16 protein-coding genes are annotated in these 16,911 nt (G+C 65.6%); 11 read left to right on the top strand and 5 right to left on the bottom strand.

Annotated features, from left to right (window positions below):
• Positions 1 to 21: 21 nt before the first annotated feature.
• The 7 genes from GEU84_RS14465 (at position 22) to GEU84_RS14435 (ending at position 7,306) form a co-directional block, all read left to right on the top strand.
• On the top strand, positions 22 to 1,032 hold the full coding sequence (locus GEU84_RS14465; RefSeq protein ID WP_241427703.1) for a LacI family DNA-binding transcriptional regulator: 1,011 nt from the start codon (positions 22 to 24) through the stop codon (positions 1,030 to 1,032).
• Positions 1,033 to 1,277: 245 nt separating this feature from the next.
• Complete coding sequence (locus GEU84_RS14460; RefSeq protein ID WP_152827304.1) at positions 1,278 to 2,255, top strand: ABC transporter substrate-binding protein; 978 nt, start codon at positions 1,278 to 1,280, stop codon at positions 2,253 to 2,255.
• Between the two features lie 7 nt (positions 2,256 to 2,262).
• On the top strand, positions 2,263 to 3,990 hold the full coding sequence (locus tag GEU84_RS14455; RefSeq protein ID WP_152827302.1) for an ABC transporter permease: 1,728 nt from the start codon (positions 2,263 to 2,265) through the stop codon (positions 3,988 to 3,990).
• A 14-nt stretch (positions 3,991 to 4,004) separates the two neighbouring features.
• Positions 4,005 to 5,048: an ABC transporter ATP-binding protein gene (locus GEU84_RS14450; RefSeq protein ID WP_152827300.1), complete on the top strand. Its 1,044-nt coding sequence runs from the start codon at positions 4,005 to 4,007 to the stop codon at positions 5,046 to 5,048.
• A gap of 233 nt (positions 5,049 to 5,281) precedes the next feature.
• A complete protein-coding gene (locus GEU84_RS14445) occupies positions 5,282 to 5,905 on the top strand; it encodes a phage tail protein (RefSeq protein WP_241427702.1) in 624 nt (207 codons plus the stop codon).
• A gap of 73 nt (positions 5,906 to 5,978) precedes the next feature.
• Positions 5,979 to 6,599, top strand: a complete 621-nt coding sequence (locus GEU84_RS14440; RefSeq protein WP_152827298.1) for a phage tail protein — start codon at positions 5,979 to 5,981, stop codon at positions 6,597 to 6,599.
• 80 nt (positions 6,600 to 6,679) lie between these two features.
• Positions 6,680 to 7,306, top strand: coding sequence for a phage tail protein (locus GEU84_RS14435; RefSeq protein WP_152827296.1), 627 nt, complete (start codon positions 6,680 to 6,682; stop codon positions 7,304 to 7,306).
• A gap of 51 nt (positions 7,307 to 7,357) precedes the next feature.
• On the opposite strand, the gene GEU84_RS14430 is transcribed toward GEU84_RS14435, so the two are convergent.
• The 5 genes from GEU84_RS14430 to GEU84_RS21535 all read right to left on the bottom strand — a co-directional run bounded on the left by GEU84_RS14430 (position 7,358) and on the right by GEU84_RS21535 (position 11,838).
• Complete coding sequence (locus tag GEU84_RS14430; protein WP_152827294.1) at positions 7,358 to 7,681, bottom strand: hypothetical protein; 324 nt, start codon at positions 7,679 to 7,681, stop codon at positions 7,358 to 7,360.
• Positions 7,668 to 9,506: a carbamoyltransferase family protein gene (locus GEU84_RS14425; protein WP_152827292.1), complete on the bottom strand. Its 1,839-nt coding sequence runs from the start codon at positions 9,504 to 9,506 to the stop codon at positions 7,668 to 7,670. Before GEU84_RS14425 ends, GEU84_RS14430 begins: the two co-directional genes overlap by 14 nt.
• Entirely contained in the window at positions 9,503 to 10,387 is an 885-nt protein-coding gene (locus GEU84_RS14420) for an SGNH/GDSL hydrolase family protein (protein WP_152827290.1), read from the bottom strand. The genes GEU84_RS14425 and GEU84_RS14420 overlap by 4 nt, the downstream gene beginning before the upstream one ends.
• Positions 10,388 to 10,517: 130 nt before the next feature.
• Positions 10,518 to 11,447, bottom strand: coding sequence for an AraC family transcriptional regulator (locus tag GEU84_RS14415; protein WP_152827288.1), 930 nt, complete (start codon positions 11,445 to 11,447; stop codon positions 10,518 to 10,520).
• Between the two features lie 139 nt (positions 11,448 to 11,586).
• Positions 11,587 to 11,838 (bottom strand): tripartite tricarboxylate transporter permease, encoded by a 252-nt coding sequence (locus GEU84_RS21535; RefSeq protein ID WP_174539887.1) that lies wholly within the window; start codon positions 11,836 to 11,838, stop codon positions 11,587 to 11,589.
• A 574-nt stretch (positions 11,839 to 12,412) separates the two neighbouring features.
• On the opposite strand from GEU84_RS21535, the gene GEU84_RS14405 reads away from it, so the two are divergent.
• The 4 genes from GEU84_RS14405 (at position 12,413) to GEU84_RS14390 (ending at position 16,909) form a co-directional block, all read left to right on the top strand.
• Positions 12,413 to 13,576 carry an SGNH/GDSL hydrolase family protein gene (locus tag GEU84_RS14405; protein WP_152827284.1) on the top strand — a complete coding sequence of 388 codons (1,164 nt, stop codon included), beginning with the start codon at positions 12,413 to 12,415 and terminating at the stop codon, positions 13,574 to 13,576.
• Between the two features lie 69 nt (positions 13,577 to 13,645).
• The gene (locus tag GEU84_RS14400; protein WP_174539886.1) at positions 13,646 to 14,683 is read left to right on the top strand and encodes a glycosyltransferase 61 family protein; all 1,038 of its coding nucleotides are present in this window, start codon (positions 13,646 to 13,648) and stop codon (positions 14,681 to 14,683) included.
• A gap of 79 nt (positions 14,684 to 14,762) precedes the next feature.
• Positions 14,763 to 15,359, top strand: coding sequence for a serine acetyltransferase (locus tag GEU84_RS14395; protein WP_152827278.1), 597 nt, complete (start codon positions 14,763 to 14,765; stop codon positions 15,357 to 15,359).
• On the top strand, positions 15,356 to 16,909 hold the full coding sequence (locus GEU84_RS14390; RefSeq protein ID WP_152827276.1) for an AMP-binding protein: 1,554 nt from the start codon (positions 15,356 to 15,358) through the stop codon (positions 16,907 to 16,909). The genes GEU84_RS14395 and GEU84_RS14390 overlap by 4 nt, the downstream gene beginning before the upstream one ends.
• Positions 16,910 to 16,911: the final 2 nt, after the last annotated feature.

Genomic DNA, 16,911 nt, shown 5'->3' with positions numbered 1-16,911 from the left:
ATTCCCGCTGAAAGCCCCGCCATGACCCGCAAACCACCCACCATGATCGACATTGCCCGGGTGGCGGGCGTGTCGCCCATGACGGTCAGCCGCGCGTTCAAAAGCGAAGGTTCGGTCAGTGAAACCACCCGCGCGGCCATCCTGCAGGCGGCCGAGGATCTGGGCTATGTGTTCGACAGCACCGCGTCCAACCTGCGCTCGCAGCGCAGCGATTTCGTGGCCGTCACCATCCCGTCGCTGAACAATGCCAACTTTGCCGATACGGTCGGCGGCCTGTCGGAAGGGCTGAAGGCACGGCAATTGCAGATATTGCTGGGCTATACGAACTACGACATCCTTGAGGAAGAGCGACTGATCGAGCAGTTGTTGCGCCGCAGGCCGGGGGCCATCGTGGTGACAGGCGGGCGGCACACGCCCCGCGCGCGGCGTCTGCTGGAAAACGCAGGCATTCCGGTTATCGAGACCTGGGATCTGCCCGAAGCCCCGATTGGCCATGTCGTCGGCTTTTCCAACGCGGCGGCGGTGCGCGGCATGGTGGATCATTTCGTGCGCCAGGGGCTGACCCGCATCGCGTTTATCGGCGGCGACGCCGACCGCGACACACGCGGTTCTGACCGGCGGGCGGGCTTTGTGGCCGCGATGCAGGCGCAGGGCCTGGCCGTGGACCGGCTGATCGCCGCAGGCCCGCCGCCGATCTCGATGCGCGAGGGGGCCACCGCCATGGGCCGCCTGATCGACACGATGCCCGACACCCAGGCGGTGATCTGCGTGTCGGATCTGTCAGCCTTTGGCGCGCTGACCGAATGCCAGCGCCGGGGGCTGGCGGTGCCGGGCCGCTATTCCATTGCAGGCTTTGGCGATTATGACATCGCGGCGGTCGCCGTGCCCAGCCTGACCACGATCAACCCGTTTTCCCGCGCCATCGGCACCAAGGCGGCGGCGCTGATCCTTGATGTGCTGGACGGGCGGCAGGATGGCCCGGCCCTGCTGCCGATCACCCCCGAATTGCTGATCCGCGAAAGCTCGCGCTAGCGCGGCCTGCCGCAGCGGCAGGCCGGCGCAACTTTCGGCAATCCGTCACATGACTGTCGCGTGGCCCGGTTAGGCACGGGCGCAGCCAGACCGGAATCGTGCCGGTGTCGGGGCCAGGGCCCTGACATTCCGCCACGAAACCCGTGCCATCCGCCACGCTGGTGCAGATGCCCCGCAGGGGGGCTGCACCGCGCCATGAAACAGCCCCCGGGGCCAGCCCGCACAACCATCCAAAGGAACCGCCCATGCGCCGCGTGATCTTGTCCACCCTTGCCGCCCTCAGCCTTTCGACCGCCGCCTTCGCCGAAGTGACCGGCAATCTGGTGCTTTACACCTCGCAGCCCAACGAGGATGCGCAGAAAACCGTCGATGCGTTCATGGCGGCCAACCCCGGCGTCACCGTGGAATGGGTGCGCGACGGCACCCCGAAGATCATGGCGAAATTCCGCGCTGAACTGGAGGCAGGTGCCCCGCAGGCCGATGTTCTGCTGATCGCCGACAGCGTGACGATGGAAGGGCTGAAGGCCGAGGGCCTGCTGATGGCGCATCCCGATGCCGATATCTCGGCCTATGAGCCGGGCATCATGGATGCAGACAAGTCCTGGTTCGCGACCAAGCTGATCACCACCGGCATCGTCTATAACACCAGCGCGCCGATGCAGCCGACATCCTACGCCGACCTGACTGCGCCCGAAGTGACGGCAGCCTTCATGATGCCCTCGCCCCTGGCGTCGGGTGCGGCCACCATCCACATGGTTGCCGTTACCGGCGTGGCCGATCTGGGCTGGGGCTTTTACGAGACGCTGGCCAATCAGGGTGCCGTGGCCGATGGTGCCAATGGCGGCGTGCTGAAGGCCGTGGCGGGCGGCGAGAAACTGTATGGTTTCCTGGTGGATTTCCTGGCGATCCGCGAGGCGGCCAACGGTGCGCCGATCCAGTTCGTGTTCCCGGTGGAAGGTGTGTCGGCGGTGTCTGAACCGGTGGCCATTCTGGCCAATACGCAGAACCCCGATGCGGCGAAAGCCTTTGTCGATTTCCTGATTTCGGAACCGGGCCAGCAGCTTGCCGCCGACATGGGTTATCTGCCCGCGCATCCGGGCGTCACACCGCCTGCCGGTTTCCCGGCGCGTGACACGATCAAGATCCTGCCCTTCGACCCGGCAAAGGCGCTGGCGGAAGAGACCGCGAACAAGGCCCGCTTCACCGAGATGTTCGGCGGCTGATCTGCACATGCCGTCTGATCTGCGCGCAGCCCCCGCCAAGGCGTCGGGGCTGCGCCGCCTTTTTGGTGAACCGCTGCTGCTGACGCTGCTGGTGCTGGCGGCCATTGGCCTGTTCATCCTGCCCCTTGCCGCTGTGGGCCGGCTGGCGCTGTTTGCCAGCGGTGGCGGGGTGGATGCCTTTGCTGCGGCGCTGTCCAGCCGGTCGGTGCAGCGCGCCCTGTGGCACAGCCTGGAAAGTGCCGCGCTGTCGGCGGCGCTGGCGGTTGTGGTGGGGGGCGGGCTTGGCCTGCTGATCGGCCTTTCGGATCTGCGCGGGCGGGTGGCGCTGTCTTTTGCCATTCTGATGCTGATGATGATCCCGCCGCATGTGACGGCGATTGCCTGGATGCAGATGCTGGGGCCGTCCAGCGTGCTGTTGCAGATGCTGGGGACAGCACCCCCGCCGGGCAGCACCAACCCGCTTTATTCGCGTGAAGGCGTGATCGCGTTGCTGGCGCTGCAACAGGTGCCCATCGTGTATCTGACGCTGCGCGCCGCCCTGCGCGCCCTGCCCCGCGATCTGGCCGAGGCGGCGCGGGTGAATGGCGCGGGGCCGTGGCTGCTGCTGCGCCGGGTGATCCTGCCGCTGATGGGGCCCGCGTTTCTGGCGGGCTTTGCCCTGGCCTTTGTGGCGGCGCTTGGCAATTTCGGCGTGCCCGCGCTGCTGGGCATTCCGGGGCGCTATGTGACGTTGCCGGTGCTGATGTGGCAGCGCCTTGCCTCCAGCGGGCCGAGTGTGCTGGCCGATCTGGCGGTGCTGGCCACGCTGATCGGGGGCATCGCGGTGCTGGCGGTCTGGGCGCAGATGCGGCTGGCGCGGGGCTGGGCGGTGGCGCTGATCGGCCCGGCGCAACAGCCGCTGCGGCTGAGCCTTGGCCGCGCGCGGCCTTTGGTGGAAGGCGGGCTGTGGGCATTGCTGGCGCTGCTGTTGCTGGCGCCGTTGCTGGCGATGCTCGCCACGGCGCTGGTGCCGACCTATGGCGTGCCGCTGAACGCCGCTACCGCCACCCTGCGCCATTTCCATGAGGTGATCTTTACCCAATCCGTCACCGCCCGCGCCTTTGCCAATTCGGCTGGGCTGGCGGTGCTGGCCGGGGCGCTGGTGGCCGGGCTGGCGCTGGCCACGGGCGCGCTCCTGCGCGGGCCAGCCGCTGCGGGTGCGCGGGGCATCGCCACACTGGCCGAGATTGCCTATGCCCTGCCGGGGCTGGTGATCTCGATCGCCTTCATCATCGCCTTCATCAAGCCGTTGCCGCTGATCGGCGTCTCGCTTTACGGCACGCATGCGATCATTCTGGGGGCCTATCTGGCGGCCTTTCTGGCCGTTGGGCTGAAACCCGTGGGCGTGGCCTTTGCCGCCCTTGACCCCGCGTTGCAAGAGGCGGCCCGCGTATCGGGTGCCGGGTTCTGGCGGCGGTTCTGGCGCATCGACGCACCGCTGGCCGCCCCTGCCGCCGCGTCGGGGGCCGTGCTGGTGATGCTGACCGCCTGGAACGAGGTGACGCTGTCGTCGATCCTGTGGACGCGCGGCACCGAAACGCTGGGCACGGTGATCTTCAACTATGAGGATGGCGGCTATTCCACGCTGGCCGCGGCGATGTCGGTGATCTCGGTGCTGGCAACGCTGCTGCTGATGCTGGCGCTGCACTGGCTGGGGCGCAACCTGCCGCCCGGCATCATTCCCTGGCGCGGCTAGAAAGGCCGGAACACATGTCGATCACGCTTGAAAACCTGACCCGCCGCTACGGGGCCTCGCATGCCGTGGACCGGTTGTCGGCGACCATTCCCACCGGCTGTTTCTTTACGGTGCTTGGACCGTCCGGCTGCGGCAAATCCACCCTCTTGCGCATGATCGCGGGGCTGGAGCCGCTGGACGAGGGCCGCATCATGCTGGAGGGCCGCGCGGTGGCCGGGCCGGGCCTGCACCTGCCCCCCGAGGCGCGGGGCGTGGGGGTGGTGTTCCAGTCCTATGCGCTGTGGCCGCATATGGATGTGCTGGGCAATGTGGCCTTTCCGATCGAGGCGGCAGGGGCCAGCCGCAGCGCCGCGCGGGCCGAGGCGCAGCAGCACCTGCACAGCGTGGACCTTGCCCGGTTCGCCGACCGGCGGCCTGCCGATCTGTCGGGCGGGCAGCGCCAGCGGGTTGCGCTGGCGCGCTGCCTTGCCGCACAGGCGCGCATCGTCTTGATGGATGAACCCCTGGCCAATCTTGACCCCCATCTGCGCGCCGCGATGGAGGAAGAGATGACGGCCTTTCACGCCCGCGCCGGGGCGACGACGCTGTTCATCACCCATGACCAGCGCGAGGCCATGGCTTTGTCTGATCTGGTCGCGGTGATGCGCGCCGGGCGGTTCGAGCAGATCGCCACCCCGCAGGATTTGCACGACCGACCCGCCACCGCCTTTGTAGCCGGTTTCATCGGGCGCGGGGTGGTGTTGCAATCCGAGGTCATGTCCAGCTCCCGCGGCGAGGCTGCCCTGCGACTGGCCACAGGTCTGCAAGTGGTGGCCCGGGCAGCCCAGGCACGCCCCGGCCCGGCCCAGGTGCTGCTGCGTCCCGGCGACCTGCGCGTCGATCCCGCAGGGGCATCCGCGCGGGTGCTGGCGTGCGCCTATCGCGGAGACCACTGGGAGGCGCGGGTGCAACTGGACGATCAGGCAGATGTGCTGCTGCTGAACCTGCCGCAGCGCGCGGCACCGGGTGAATCGCTGACAGTGGCCATCACCGGAGGCTGGGTTCTGCCGCAGGGCTGAAGGCGGCTGCCCGCGCCCCAGCAGTGGCAGATCAACAGCAACACGGCAGCCTGAGGGGGGAATTTGCCCAAGATCAACCCGCAGCACCAGCGCATCTTCCGGTTGTTGCGGCCTTGGGTGTCGCCATGCCGACATTGCGGGAAAATTCTGAAAATCCATTTTGCTTTCGTAAAAGAACTGGATGAAACTCCGCCCACAACTAGGAGATTAATCAAACCGCATTGGGGGATTGGATGAAATCGGTTTTTGATCGCGTATCGGCTGGCTCTGCCATGCTGTGTCTTGCAGCCTCGATGGCCGCATTCCCGCAGCAAGCCCGCGCAGGGATAGAGCCTTACATCGGCGACATTCTGGCAGTCGGCTACACCTATTGCCCTGATGGCTGGCTGAGTGCCGAAGGGCAGATTTTGTCCATCCAGCAGTATAGCGCGCTGTTCTCGCTGGTCGGTTTCGCCTACGGCGGCAACGGAAGCACGTCCTTCGGGTTGCCGGATCTGCGTGGCCGGGCTGCGATGGGCCAGGGCAGTGGCAACGGTCTGACGCCGCGTTCGCAGGGGCAGACACTCGGCTCGGAAAACCAGACCCTGACGGCCGACCAGATCCCCTTCCATACCCATGCGGTGAATGCCAACAATCTGGATGGCGACTTGCCCGGCCCGGGCGGCAAACTGCTGGCCGCGGCGCCGCCCAGCGGTGTCGGGTCTGAAACCATCTATTCCGATCAGCCCGCCGATCGCACGATGTCGGCTGCCATGATCGCATCCTCGGGGCAAAACGCACCGTTCAACGTGCAGGATCCCTATCTGGTGATGCGCTACTGTATTGCGACAGAGGGCTTGTACCCGCCCCGGCCCTGAGCCGTCAGCAGGCTGGGGTTGAAATGCACGGCTGCCAACGGGCAGAAACGCAATGACTATGATGGAGCATTCCATGAAATCTTTGGGACAAATGCTGTCCGCCGCCTGCGCAATCGGCCTTGGTCTGGCCGCGACGGGCACTCCCGACCGGGCCGAAGCCGGGGTCGAACCCTATCTGGGCGACATCATGATCGTGGGCTTTGGCTTTTGCCCGACGGGCTGGACTCAGGCGAGCGGGCAACTGGTTGGCATCGGGCAGAACCAGGCGCTGTTTGCGCTGCTGGGAACGCAGTTCGGCGGCGACGGCACCACAAATTTCGCCCTGCCCAACCTCAGTGGCCGCATTACCATCGGTCAGGGCAACGGGCCGAACCTGTCGCCTCATGTGGCAGGTCAGGTGGCCGGTTCCGAAACAAAGACCATGACACTGGCAACGATGGCCGCCCACAGCCATGTCGTGAACGTCAACAACGAGGACGGTGACTTGCCCGGCCCGGGCGGCAAGCTTCTGGCCGCTGCACCGACGGGGGGCAGCGGGAACGAGACGATCTATTCCCAACAGCCGCCGAATGTGACGATGAACCCTACGATGATCAGTGCAGCCGGTGGCAGCGCCCCGACGAATACGCAGGATCCGTTTCTGGTGCTGACCCATTGCATTGCGACCTCGGGCAGTTTCCCGCCCCGGCCCTGACAGCCCGCTGTTCAGTGGTGCCACAGCGCTGGCGTGCCGTGGCATCCCACCCGCATATGAAGAGAGTTTGGAGACAATCCATGACCTTCCTGACGAAGACCACCTCCTGCACATTGCCTGCGCTGATCCTCGCATTGGCCGGGCTGCTGACACCCGACCGCGCTGCGGCAGACGGCGAGCCCTATGTCGGCGAAATCGCAGCCACCGGCATTCTCGGCTACTGCCCCTCTGGCTGGGTTAGCGCCGAGGGCCAGCTCTTGCGGATAAGTGACAACAACGCCCTGTTTTCGCTGTTCTCGACCACATTCGGCGGCGATGGTGTCACGACATTTGGCATCCCCGATCTGCGCGGGCGCTTGCCGGTGGCCAGTGGCAGCGGCCCGGGCCTGACCCCGCGCTTTCTGGGCGAAACCGGCGGGCAGGAAAACGTGACGTTCACCGCCCAGCAGCTTGCCACGCACAACCATCTGGTGAATGCCACGAACAGCGACGGCAATTTCCCCGGGCCGGCCGGCAAACTGCTGGCTGCAGCCCCATCCGGCGGCAGCGGGCAGGAGACGATCTATTCCGACCAGCCGGCAAATGTGGTCATGTCATCCGAGATGATCGGCGCGACAGGCGGCTCACAACCGGTCAGTGTTCAGGATCCGTCACTGGTCATCCGCTATTGCGTCTCGCTTTTTGGTGTCTATCCGACACAGAACTGACCACCGCAGACCGGGCGTGACATGGCAGGGCCTGTCTCGCCCGGTCTGGGGTCAGACCACCGGATAGACATAGGCAGTAAGCCGTGGTGCCTCTTTGGGTGCAGGTGCCATCTCAAGCGTCTGATCGCGCAACGCCTGTTCAAGCGCCGACAGCAGGCCCGCCATTCCGGTGTCGCCGCGCGATGATGCCTCGGCTGTCAGCGCGGCCAGCAGCGCGCCTTGCGCCCCGTAAACCTGCGCGAACTCGCGGGCGCCGGTATCCAGTGCGGGCATGGCAGTCAGCAAACCCTGTGCCCCGGCTGGGCCGGCAGGGCCCGCATCCTCCAGCAGCGCCATGAAGCGTTGCAGGAATTCGGACTGTTCAATCGGCGGCAAATCGTGTTCTCCCCACCTTTTCGCGCAGACTTGCGGGCTGCGCGGATTTGCGCACCAGGAATCCGCCGATGGCCAGCAGGTCAAGATGCGTGTTCAGAAAACAGTCGATGGCATCTTTCGGTGAACATATGATCGGCTCACCACGCACGTTGAACGAGGTATTCAGCAGCATCGGGCAGCCGGTAAGCGCATGGAACGCCTGAAGGATCGCGCCCGCCCGTGCGCCCATCGCCGGATCGACCGTTTGCAGCCGCGCGCTGAAATCCACATGGGTCACGGCAGCGAACTGGCTGGTGATCGCATTTTGCAACTGCATCGGTGTGTGATGCCCCTGCGCGCGCGCCTTGCGCACGGCCTGCGGGCCACGAAACGCGGGTTTCAGATCGGCCACCAGCAGCATGTAGGGGCTTTCGGTGGGCTCTTCGAAATAGGTCGCCGCCTGATCGGCCAGAACGATCGGCGCAAAAGGCCGCCAGTCTTCGCGGAACTTGATCGAAAGGTTGACGCGGCTCAAGGTTTCCTTGCCGCGCGGGTCCGCCAGGATCGAACGGTTGCCAAGCGCGCGGGGGCCAAATTCCATCCGTCCATGAAAATGGCCCACGATCTGCTTTTCCGCCAGCGTTTGCGCAACACGCGCAGCATAGTCGGCGGCATCGGGCACATGTTCATGGATCAGCCCGGCATCGTCCAATGCGCGGCGAATCTCGGCATCGGAATATTCGGGCCCCAGAAAACCGCCCGCCATGGCATCCGGCGCCACAGGCTGCCGTGCGGGTGCGCCTTTGCGCGCCACCTCCAGCGCCGCGCCAAGTGCGCCGCCCGCATCGCCCGCGGCAGGCTGGATCCACAACCCGTCCAGCCCGTCTAAGTCGCGCCGCAAGCGCCGGTTGGCCACGCAATTCAGCGCCACGCCGCCCGCTAGGCACAGGTTGCGGCTGCCGCTGCGGTGCAGCGCAGTCGTTGCCAGCGCCAGCACCGCCTCTTCCAGCACCGCCTGGGCCGAGGCGGCCATGTTCATGTGAAACGGTGTGATCGGTGCAGACTCGCGCCGGTGCGGCTGTTCAAACAGCATCTCGAACAGGGGCGATGTGGTGCTGAGATCCCGGTCGAAACCGAAATACTCCATGTTCAGCGTGAACGAGCCATCACTGCCGATGTCTATCAGCTTGTCGCGGATCATGGTGCGGAACTGCGGTTCGCCGAACGGGGCCAGACCCATCAGCTTGTATTCACCCGAGTTCACCTTGAAGCCGCAGTATTGCGTGAAGGCGCTGTAGAACAGCCCAAGCGAATGCGGAAACCGGATTTCACCCTGCGCCCGCAGTCCACCGGCATCGCCGGACCACAGCGTTGTGGTGGAATATTCGCCCACCCCGTCCAGCACCAGAACCGCAGCTTCCTGAAACGGCGACGGGTAAAACGCCGAGGCCGCATGCGACCGGTGGTGCGGCACAAACATGATGCGGCCGGTGTCGCCCGCCACCGTGGCAAGCTGGCGCGGCAGATGTTCGGCCAGACATCTCAGTGTCTCGATCATCTGTGGCCAAAGCCGCGCACCCGATGGCAGCTTTTCCCGCGCCGTTTCCAGAATGCGCTGCACTTTCAGGCCGGGGTCTTCGTAATAGGCCAGATGGGCAACGCTTGCCCCGGCCGGCAGTTGCGACAGACAATACCGGATCGCGTGATCGGGAAAGCCCCAGTCGGCCTTTTTGCGGGTAAAGCGTTCTTCCTGCGCTGCCGCGATGATGCGGTCGCCCTGCACCAGTGCTGCGGCGGAATCGTGGAAATGTGCCGAAATCCCCAGCGTGTAACCGGCCCCGGTCATCGCGTGCCTCCAACCGGCAGAGCCTCGCAAAGAGTGGTCACAAGCGGCAGCAGACGCTGGGCAAACAGCCGGTTGGCCTGCATGTTCGGATGCGCATTCTGCGGCAGGAACGTGTGCTGCGGGTCATGGGGCGTGGAAATGTCATGCGCCTGGGCGAACCTGCCGCAAACTGCGGCGGAAAAATCAGCATCCTGCGCATCCAGCAGCACGAACATCAGCGGAACGCCCGCCGCCTCGGCGGTCTGGCGCACCAGATCAAGCACCGCGAGGGTGGCCATGGTGATCATCCAGTCATCGGGCAGAAACACCGTGAAATCTGCCGCGTTCATGGCCGGCTGCCACAGCGGCAGATAGACAATCCGCACCTGCCCCGTCGCATCCATCCGCGCCACCGGCACATGTTCGACGCCAAGGTGATACCATTCGGGGCTAAGATACTGCCGCATGCGCTGGGGATGGGGGATGTTGCGGAACCGATGATCGCTGATGATTGCAAACACCGCCGCATCGACAGCACCCGCTGCAATGTCACGGCGCAATTGCAGCAGGTTCTGCACCGTGCCGTGACCGCCGATGCCCCGGTTCAGAATGCGCAGCCCCGGCAGGTCGCGTTGCAGCAGCGCGGTATATGTCTCGTCATCCGCAAGCCCGGTGCCATAGGTAAAGGAGCAGCCATAAAACGCCAGACGCGGGCCCCGCGCCACGGTGGAGCCCGGCACATGCCGCCAGCCATCATCACCGATTGTCTGCATGATCGCATCACGAAACCTGACGCGGACAGAGGCCTGCGGTGTCAGCCGCCAGCCCAGCACGGCATCGGGGCGAAACAGCAACCGGGGCTTGCTGACGATCTTGGGCTGGGCTGGGCTGGCAAGGGGCATCATGGCCTGAGGTGTTGCGCCCACCAAGGGCAGAATAGGGTCAGGATCGCTTGTAACCCGCGCCTCTCTAAATTGAAAAGCATTCTTCGGACCAAGCATCCAGTCTGCCGGGGCCAGCACGCGCTTGCGCTCAGCCTGCCGCCAGCAAAGTGGCAACCGGCCGGTTGCGGAACACGCGCGGCGGCTGGCACATCACCCGTTTGAACGCGGTGCTGAACGCACTTTCGGATTCGTAGCCCAGATCAGGCGCGATCACCGACAGCGGATCGTCAGAGTTTTCCAACCGCTCGGCCGCCAGCAGCATGCGCCAGCGGGTGATGTATTCCATCGGCGTCTCGCCCAGCTTTTGCTTGAACCTGCCGGCAAAGACCGACCGCGACATGCCGACATGGCGGGCCAGATCCTGCAATGTCCAGCGCCGGGCCGGGTCGGCATGAATGGCGCTGATTGCGGTCGCCATCTGCGGGTCGGCCAACGCCGCGAACCAGCCCACATCGGTGCTGCCCTGATGTGCCAGATGCAGCCGCAGCGCCTGCACCAGCATCATATGCGCCAGATGCTGGGCAACCAGATGGCCCCCGGCCTGCGCCTCGCGCAGTTCCTGCCGCATCCGTTCCAACGACCATCGCAGGGCCGCCTGTTCCGCGTCGCCGCGGATATGCACGACGGGCGGCATCATGCCCAGCAACCTGCCCGCGTTCCGGCCGCTGACCGTGAAACGGCTGCCAACCAGAAACAGCCCGCCGCCGCCGTTGATGGTGACAATTCCGCCGGGGGTCGCCGGTGGAAAGGCGGTCTTGGCATCACTGGGCGGCAAGGCGACATCGCTGGTCAGCCGAAAGGGGCGGCCACCGGGCAGGACGAAACATTCCCCCGCCGTCAACCAAAGCGGAGCAAGGCCGTCAAGCACCAGCCAGCAACCACCCGACAGCACGGCATAGCATTTGATTACATCGTTGCGGATCGCGAAATGCAGTGACCAGTCGCCCCCGGCATCAAAGCCAGACGAGACATGGCTTTGCGGCTTCAGCAGCGAAAGAACTTCTGACAGCGGATCCATCACGCTCCATCAGGACGATAGCAAGGGTTTGAAGTATCCTATCGCAGTGATCGTGCAGCGGCAATGCCATGGGCTTGGCGCAGGCTTCGCAGGCAGAAAGACCAGGCCGGTGTTTTCGCAATCAACCGCCGCGCGCTGTTCAGCAGCGCAATCGTATTGCCGCAGTCAGGCAGGGGTGACAACCCCGCCACCCCTGCCTGACCGCGACGCTGGAATATGCAACCGGCCCAAGCAGCACCTGCGCAAATTGCTCGGGCGGGCCAGAGCGTAGCGCATAGCACGCTATGAAAGGCTCAAGAGTTATCACCACCGGGATGCCGATCGTGCCGCCCAAAAAACACGCGGCCGTGGCCATCAGCAAGGCCACCTTGCCCCGACCCTGCTGCGACACCGGATGCCCGCCCGCATGATCAGCGCTGTCGTCAGCCCAAGGCAGAACGTGATGGCAAACACCATCGGCATCGCAGAAAGCGCACCGACTTCGGGATGGCCCCGATCAGCATGCCCCGAAACACCTCCGAAAACAGAGCCACAGGTTTATGAACGACGGTTTTGTTTCAAGCCCGGCTGTTGTGTTGGACAGGAAATCCATCCGAAGGGCACCTTTGCAATGACAAGCGGCAGGCCCGAGACTATCAGCTACAGGCCGACGACCAGCGTGAACATTCCCGGCCCGATCTGCCGCAGGTTGCCGTCAGGTGTATCGTCTGTTTCATGTTTCCCCCGCCCGCGATCAGGCGGTGAAAGAACTGGGCGGCCACCAAGGAGCTTCGCCATATGGCCAGTGACAGGACCGGCTGTTGCGTGATGGCTTGCACCGCCAAGAAGACCTCTGGCGCGGCCGGTCGCGCAGCGTGGCGGTTGATGCTCAACTGGCGCAGGCACCGGTTGCGGCGCGGGGCAGCGCGCTGGTATGAAAGGCCAGTCTGCCTCGGCCCCCGGGCCGCTTGCGAAAGGGCCCTGCCTTGCGCCTTCCCCCCCTTGTTGCTGCGGTCTTGGCCGGTGTCGTGGTGCTGGCGGCGTTTGGCCTGTGGCAGGTGGCCAGCCCGCGCCTGCCGCAGGGGCCGGTGCCCGCCCTTGAGACGCAAAGCGCGGGCTCGGCCATCGCGGCGCTGCGCGAAGGGGCGGCGCTGCCGCCCGGGGCGCAACCCCTGTCGCTGGCCACAACGGGCCGTATTCTGCCCGATGGCCCGGGCTTTCGCCACCAGTGGCCAGCCGTGCAGGCCACCGCACGGTTCGAGGGGGATCAGGTGCTGGCGCTGTTTGACGACGCGCTGAACCGCTACCGCGTGACAGTGGGCGGCACCGTTCTGCTGCTGACCCGCCCGGGAAACGCGCAACTGCACATCAGCGGCCTTGGCCCCGGCCCGCATGACATCCTGCTGGAAAAGCTGAGCGAATCGCCCGGCCCGGCGCGGTTCGGCGGGTTCTTTCTGCCTTCGGGCGGGCAAGCCCTGCCGCCGCCTGCCCCGCTGGCGCGCAGCATCGCCTTCATCGGCGATTCCGATACCGTAGGCTACGGCAATACCGCCGCGTCGCGTGACTGCACGGCGGAACAGGTGTTTCTGACCACTGATACCGGCCAGTCCTTTGGCCCGCGCGTGGCGCGTCACTTTGGGGCAGAGTTCGGGGTTGTCGCGCGGTCGGGCGTCGGGCTGGTGCGCAATTATGACGGGGCCGAACCGGGCCGCAGCTTGCCCGACATCTATCCGCTGCTGCTGGAGGGCGGGCCGGTTGCAGCCGAAAGCACCGCAGGTGTCATCGTGCTGGGCATCGGATCGAATGATTTTTCAACCTCTCTGCGCACGGGGGAGGGCTGGGCCGATGTGGCGGCGCTGCGGGCCGACTTTCAGGCGACGCTGCTGTATTTCCTGCGCAGCCTGCGCGCCGCAAATCCCGACGCGCTGTTCGTGCTGCTGGCCTTTGGCGAGTATGGCGAGGATCTGCTGGCGGCGCATCGGGCGGCCCATGACGCCTTTCTGGCCGAGGGGGCGCGGGCCGAACTGCTGATCCTGCCGGAGCTGGGGCGTGGCGCCTGCCACTGGCATCCGGCGCTGGCCGATCATGCGCTTGTTGCTGAACGCCTGATTGCGGTCCTTGAGAGGCACGATGATCTGTGGGGCGACTAAGCCACCACTTTCCCTGCGCCGGGTTTTGCCCTAGCGTCAATTGCAATCAGGGCCTGCGGAGTTTGCTGCGTGTTGTCATTCCGACCCACTATCAACTGGTTGCTGCGGCTGGCCGGGCAAACGCCGCCTGATGTGATCACCGCAGCCGTTGACCGGTGGGAAATAACCCCGCGAGAAACCCGCCGCTTTCCGCCCGCCTTTGTGCTGCCCGCGCATTATGACCGGATCCGGGGCACTGAGTTTGCCACGCTGCCCGAGACGATCCATGCGCTGCGGGCCGACCATGACGTGCAGGTGCCGCCCACCATGGGTTATCTGCTGCGCGATGCCGATCTTGTGGATGGCGTGATCTATGCGAACGGGGCCGAGCGGCATCTGCGGCAGCAGCGCCGCAGCCTTGCCTTCCGCCGCCCCGAGGTCGAACTGTCGGGCGCGCTGTATGAAACCTGGGTGGGCAACCGCTGGTTCGGCAACTGGCTGGTGGACAATGGCATCACCTATCCGCTGGCCGCCGCCGCAGGCAACCCCGTGACCACCGCCCCGCCGGGAAAGGGCCATGTGCCGCGCTATGAAGAACTGCTGGGCATGGCGCCCCGCCGCATCACCGATGCGCATTTCCGCGAATTGATCCTGTTCGACGACATGCCGCAGAATACCGGCAAACAGGCGCGCGCCGCCGCGATGCGCGACATGCTGCTGGCGGGGCGCAACCCGGCCCCGGTGCCCGGCGTGTTTTTGCTGCGCGGGCGCACCGGCGACCAGCGTCTGCTGGAGAACGAGGATGAGATCGCCGGCCGGTTGCAGGCCGACCATGGTTTCACAATCATCGACGCCACGCAAAAGACGGTGGACGAATTGATGGACGCCTGCGGCAATGCGCGCGTCATCGCCGGGGTCGAGGGTAGCCAGCTGGTGCATGGCATGGCCGTTTCGCCCCCCGGATCAACCCTATTCACCATCCAGCCGCCCGACCGTGTCACGGCTGCGATGAAGCTGATGACAGACCGGCTGGACCAGAGCTTTGCCCTTGTCGTGGCCGAGGGCAACGCGCGGAATTTCCGCGCCGATTGGGGTGATGTCGCCCGCACGCTGGAGCTTTTGCGCTGAATGCGCGCTGTGGCACGAACCTGCCAGCGTGCCGCCGCGCGAAAGTCACGATTATGGATCAGTTTGGTCCACGGCCACTATGACTGGCCGATCCGGCCCGTCTTGGGCCGTGAAACCGCAGGAACGGAGCCGCCGGGTGTTGCAGGCATTGCGCGAAGACTACATACGCCATGGCCGGTCCCTGACCGAGCCTGCTTTCGTGTCGCTCGCCATCTACCGTTTTGGCCGGTGGGGGTTGTCGCGGCGCTACGCTGTGTCGCGCTGGCTGGCAAACAAGGTTTACGGCCTGCTGAAACTGTTGATCCTGAACGTCACGAAAGTATGGATTCCGCCACAGGTGACGATCGGCAGCGATTTTCACATCATCCATGCCGAAGGGTCGCTGTCGATCCACCCCGATGTGGTGATCGGCGACCGCTGCGGCGTGATGCACAATGTGACCATCGGAACCAACATGGGGCCGGGCGCGCCCATCATCGGCGACGATGTGTTCATCGGCGTAAATTCCACCGTGCTGGGCCGCATCCGCATCGGCGACCGGGTGCGCATCGGGGCCAATACCGCTGTCAGCACCAATGTGCCGTCGGATTCCATCGTGATCGGATCGCCCGCCAAAATCTATCCGCGCCTGCCGATCTTTGCCAAGAAACCCGCAGGGCCGGGGGCCGGGGCATGAACGGCGCAACCGTCTATCGCCTGCTGGCCGACAATCTGGCCGAACACGCGGACAAGACCGCGCTGGTGGATGCCGCCCGCAGCGTGACCTATGCCGAACTGGCTGCCGAGGCAGGCCGCGTGGCAGGCTGGCTGCTGGCGCGCGGTGTGCAACCCGGCGACCGCGTGATCGTGCATCTGCGCAAGGGGATCGACGAGGTGGCGGCCATGTTCGCCATCTGGCAGATCGGCGCGGTGGCGGTGAACGTCAACCTGCAATGGACCATGGCGCAACTGGCCTATGTGGCCACCGACTGCCGGGCCAGTGCGGCAATTCTGGGGCGCAATGTGCTGGGCGCGCTGGCCGGGGCCGATCTGCCTGCCACGCTGGCGCATCTGCTGGTGCGGGGCGCGGGCACCGTGCCGCCGGGTGCCGGTCTGTGGGATGAGCTGCCCGCCGCAACCGTGCCCGAGGCTGTGCCCGATACGCAGGCGCTGGCGATGATCATCTACACCTCGGGCTCCACCGGCCTGCCCAAGGGCGTGATGCTGAGCCACAGCAACATCCGCAATGGTGCTGCGGCGGTGGCAGAATATCTGGGGCTGGGGGCCGATGACCGCCTGCTGTCTGTCCTGCCCTACAGTTTCGATGCGGGGCTGAACCAGCTGACCACGATGATGCTGACCGGCGGCACCGTGGTGCATCAGCCGGTTTCGCTGGCGTCCGAGGTGATGCGCATGGCGCGAGATCAGGCCGTGACCGGACTGGCCGGGGTGCCGCCCCTGTGGAACCAGATCGTGCGCCTGTTGCGCGATGCGCCGATGGAGCTGCCCGCGCTGCGCCGCATCACCAACACCGGGGGCAAGATACCGCCCGACATCCTGCAAAGCATGCCCGATGTGTTTCCGGGGGTGGATATCTATCTGATGTATGGCCTGACCGAGGCGTTCCGGTCCACCTATCTGCCGCCCGCGCGGTTTGCCCGCAAGATGGGCTCCATCGGGCAGGGGATACCCCGGGCGCAGGTGTTCGTCATCAAGCACGGCATCGGCATTGCCGGGCCGGGCGAACAGGGCGAACTGGTGCATGCCGGGCCGCTGGTCAGTCTGGGCTATTGGGAACGGCCGGACCTGACGGCGCAGAAAATCCGGCCCTGCCCCGAACTTGCGCACTTGATCGGCGATACGCCCGTGGTCTGGTCCGGCGATCTGGTGCGGGTGGATGACGAGGGCGACTATTGGTTCATCGGCCGGATGGATGACATGATCAAGACACTGGGCTTTCGCCTGTCGCCCACCGAGGTGGAGGATCTGGTATCACAAAGCGGGCTGGCCGGTGACGTGGTGGCTTTCGCGGTGGAGGATGAGGAACATGGCCAGGTGGTGCATGTGGCGGCCTTCCTCTTGCCCGGCGCGACCGAGGCTGCACTCATGACGCACTGCCGCAAGACCATGGCGCATTACATGGTGCCGCGCCGCCTGCATTCTTGGCCCGGTGCCATGCCCCGAACCGCCAGCGGCAAGCTGGACCGCCCCGCCATCATCGCCGCCTGCAAGGCCGGCCTTTCCTGACC

Source organism: Fertoeibacter niger, assembly GCF_009380135.2.
GTDB lineage: Bacteria > Pseudomonadota > Alphaproteobacteria > Rhodobacterales > Rhodobacteraceae > Fertoeibacter > Fertoeibacter niger.
Note: the sequence above shows the minus strand (reverse complement) of the source record. Positions and strands in the feature narration are given on the sequence as shown.

Excerpts from the sequence above, each read along its gene's own strand:
- GEU84_RS14465 (WP_241427703.1), top strand. The coding sequence starts at position 22 with ATGACCCGCAAACCACCCACCATGATCGACATTGCCCGGGTGGCGGGC.
- GEU84_RS14460 (WP_152827304.1), top strand. The coding sequence starts at position 1,278 with ATGCGCCGCGTGATCTTGTCCACCCTTGCCGCCCTCAGCCTTTCGACC.
- GEU84_RS14455 (WP_152827302.1), top strand. The coding sequence starts at position 2,263 with ATGCCGTCTGATCTGCGCGCAGCCCCCGCCAAGGCGTCGGGGCTGCGC.
- GEU84_RS14450 (WP_152827300.1), top strand. The coding sequence starts at position 4,005 with ATGTCGATCACGCTTGAAAACCTGACCCGCCGCTACGGGGCCTCGCAT.
- GEU84_RS14445 (WP_241427702.1), top strand. The coding sequence starts at position 5,282 with ATGAAATCGGTTTTTGATCGCGTATCGGCTGGCTCTGCCATGCTGTGT.
- GEU84_RS14440 (WP_152827298.1), top strand. The coding sequence starts at position 5,979 with ATGAAATCTTTGGGACAAATGCTGTCCGCCGCCTGCGCAATCGGCCTT.
- GEU84_RS14435 (WP_152827296.1), top strand. The coding sequence starts at position 6,680 with ATGACCTTCCTGACGAAGACCACCTCCTGCACATTGCCTGCGCTGATC.
- GEU84_RS14425 (WP_152827292.1), bottom strand. The coding sequence starts at position 9,506 with ATGACCGGGGCCGGTTACACGCTGGGGATTTCGGCACATTTCCACGAT.
- GEU84_RS14420 (WP_152827290.1), bottom strand. The coding sequence starts at position 10,387 with ATGCCCCTTGCCAGCCCAGCCCAGCCCAAGATCGTCAGCAAGCCCCGG.
- GEU84_RS14415 (WP_152827288.1), bottom strand. The coding sequence starts at position 11,447 with ATGGATCCGCTGTCAGAAGTTCTTTCGCTGCTGAAGCCGCAAAGCCAT.
- GEU84_RS14395 (WP_152827278.1), top strand. The coding sequence starts at position 14,763 with ATGACTGGCCGATCCGGCCCGTCTTGGGCCGTGAAACCGCAGGAACGG.
- GEU84_RS14390 (WP_152827276.1), top strand. The coding sequence starts at position 15,356 with ATGAACGGCGCAACCGTCTATCGCCTGCTGGCCGACAATCTGGCCGAA.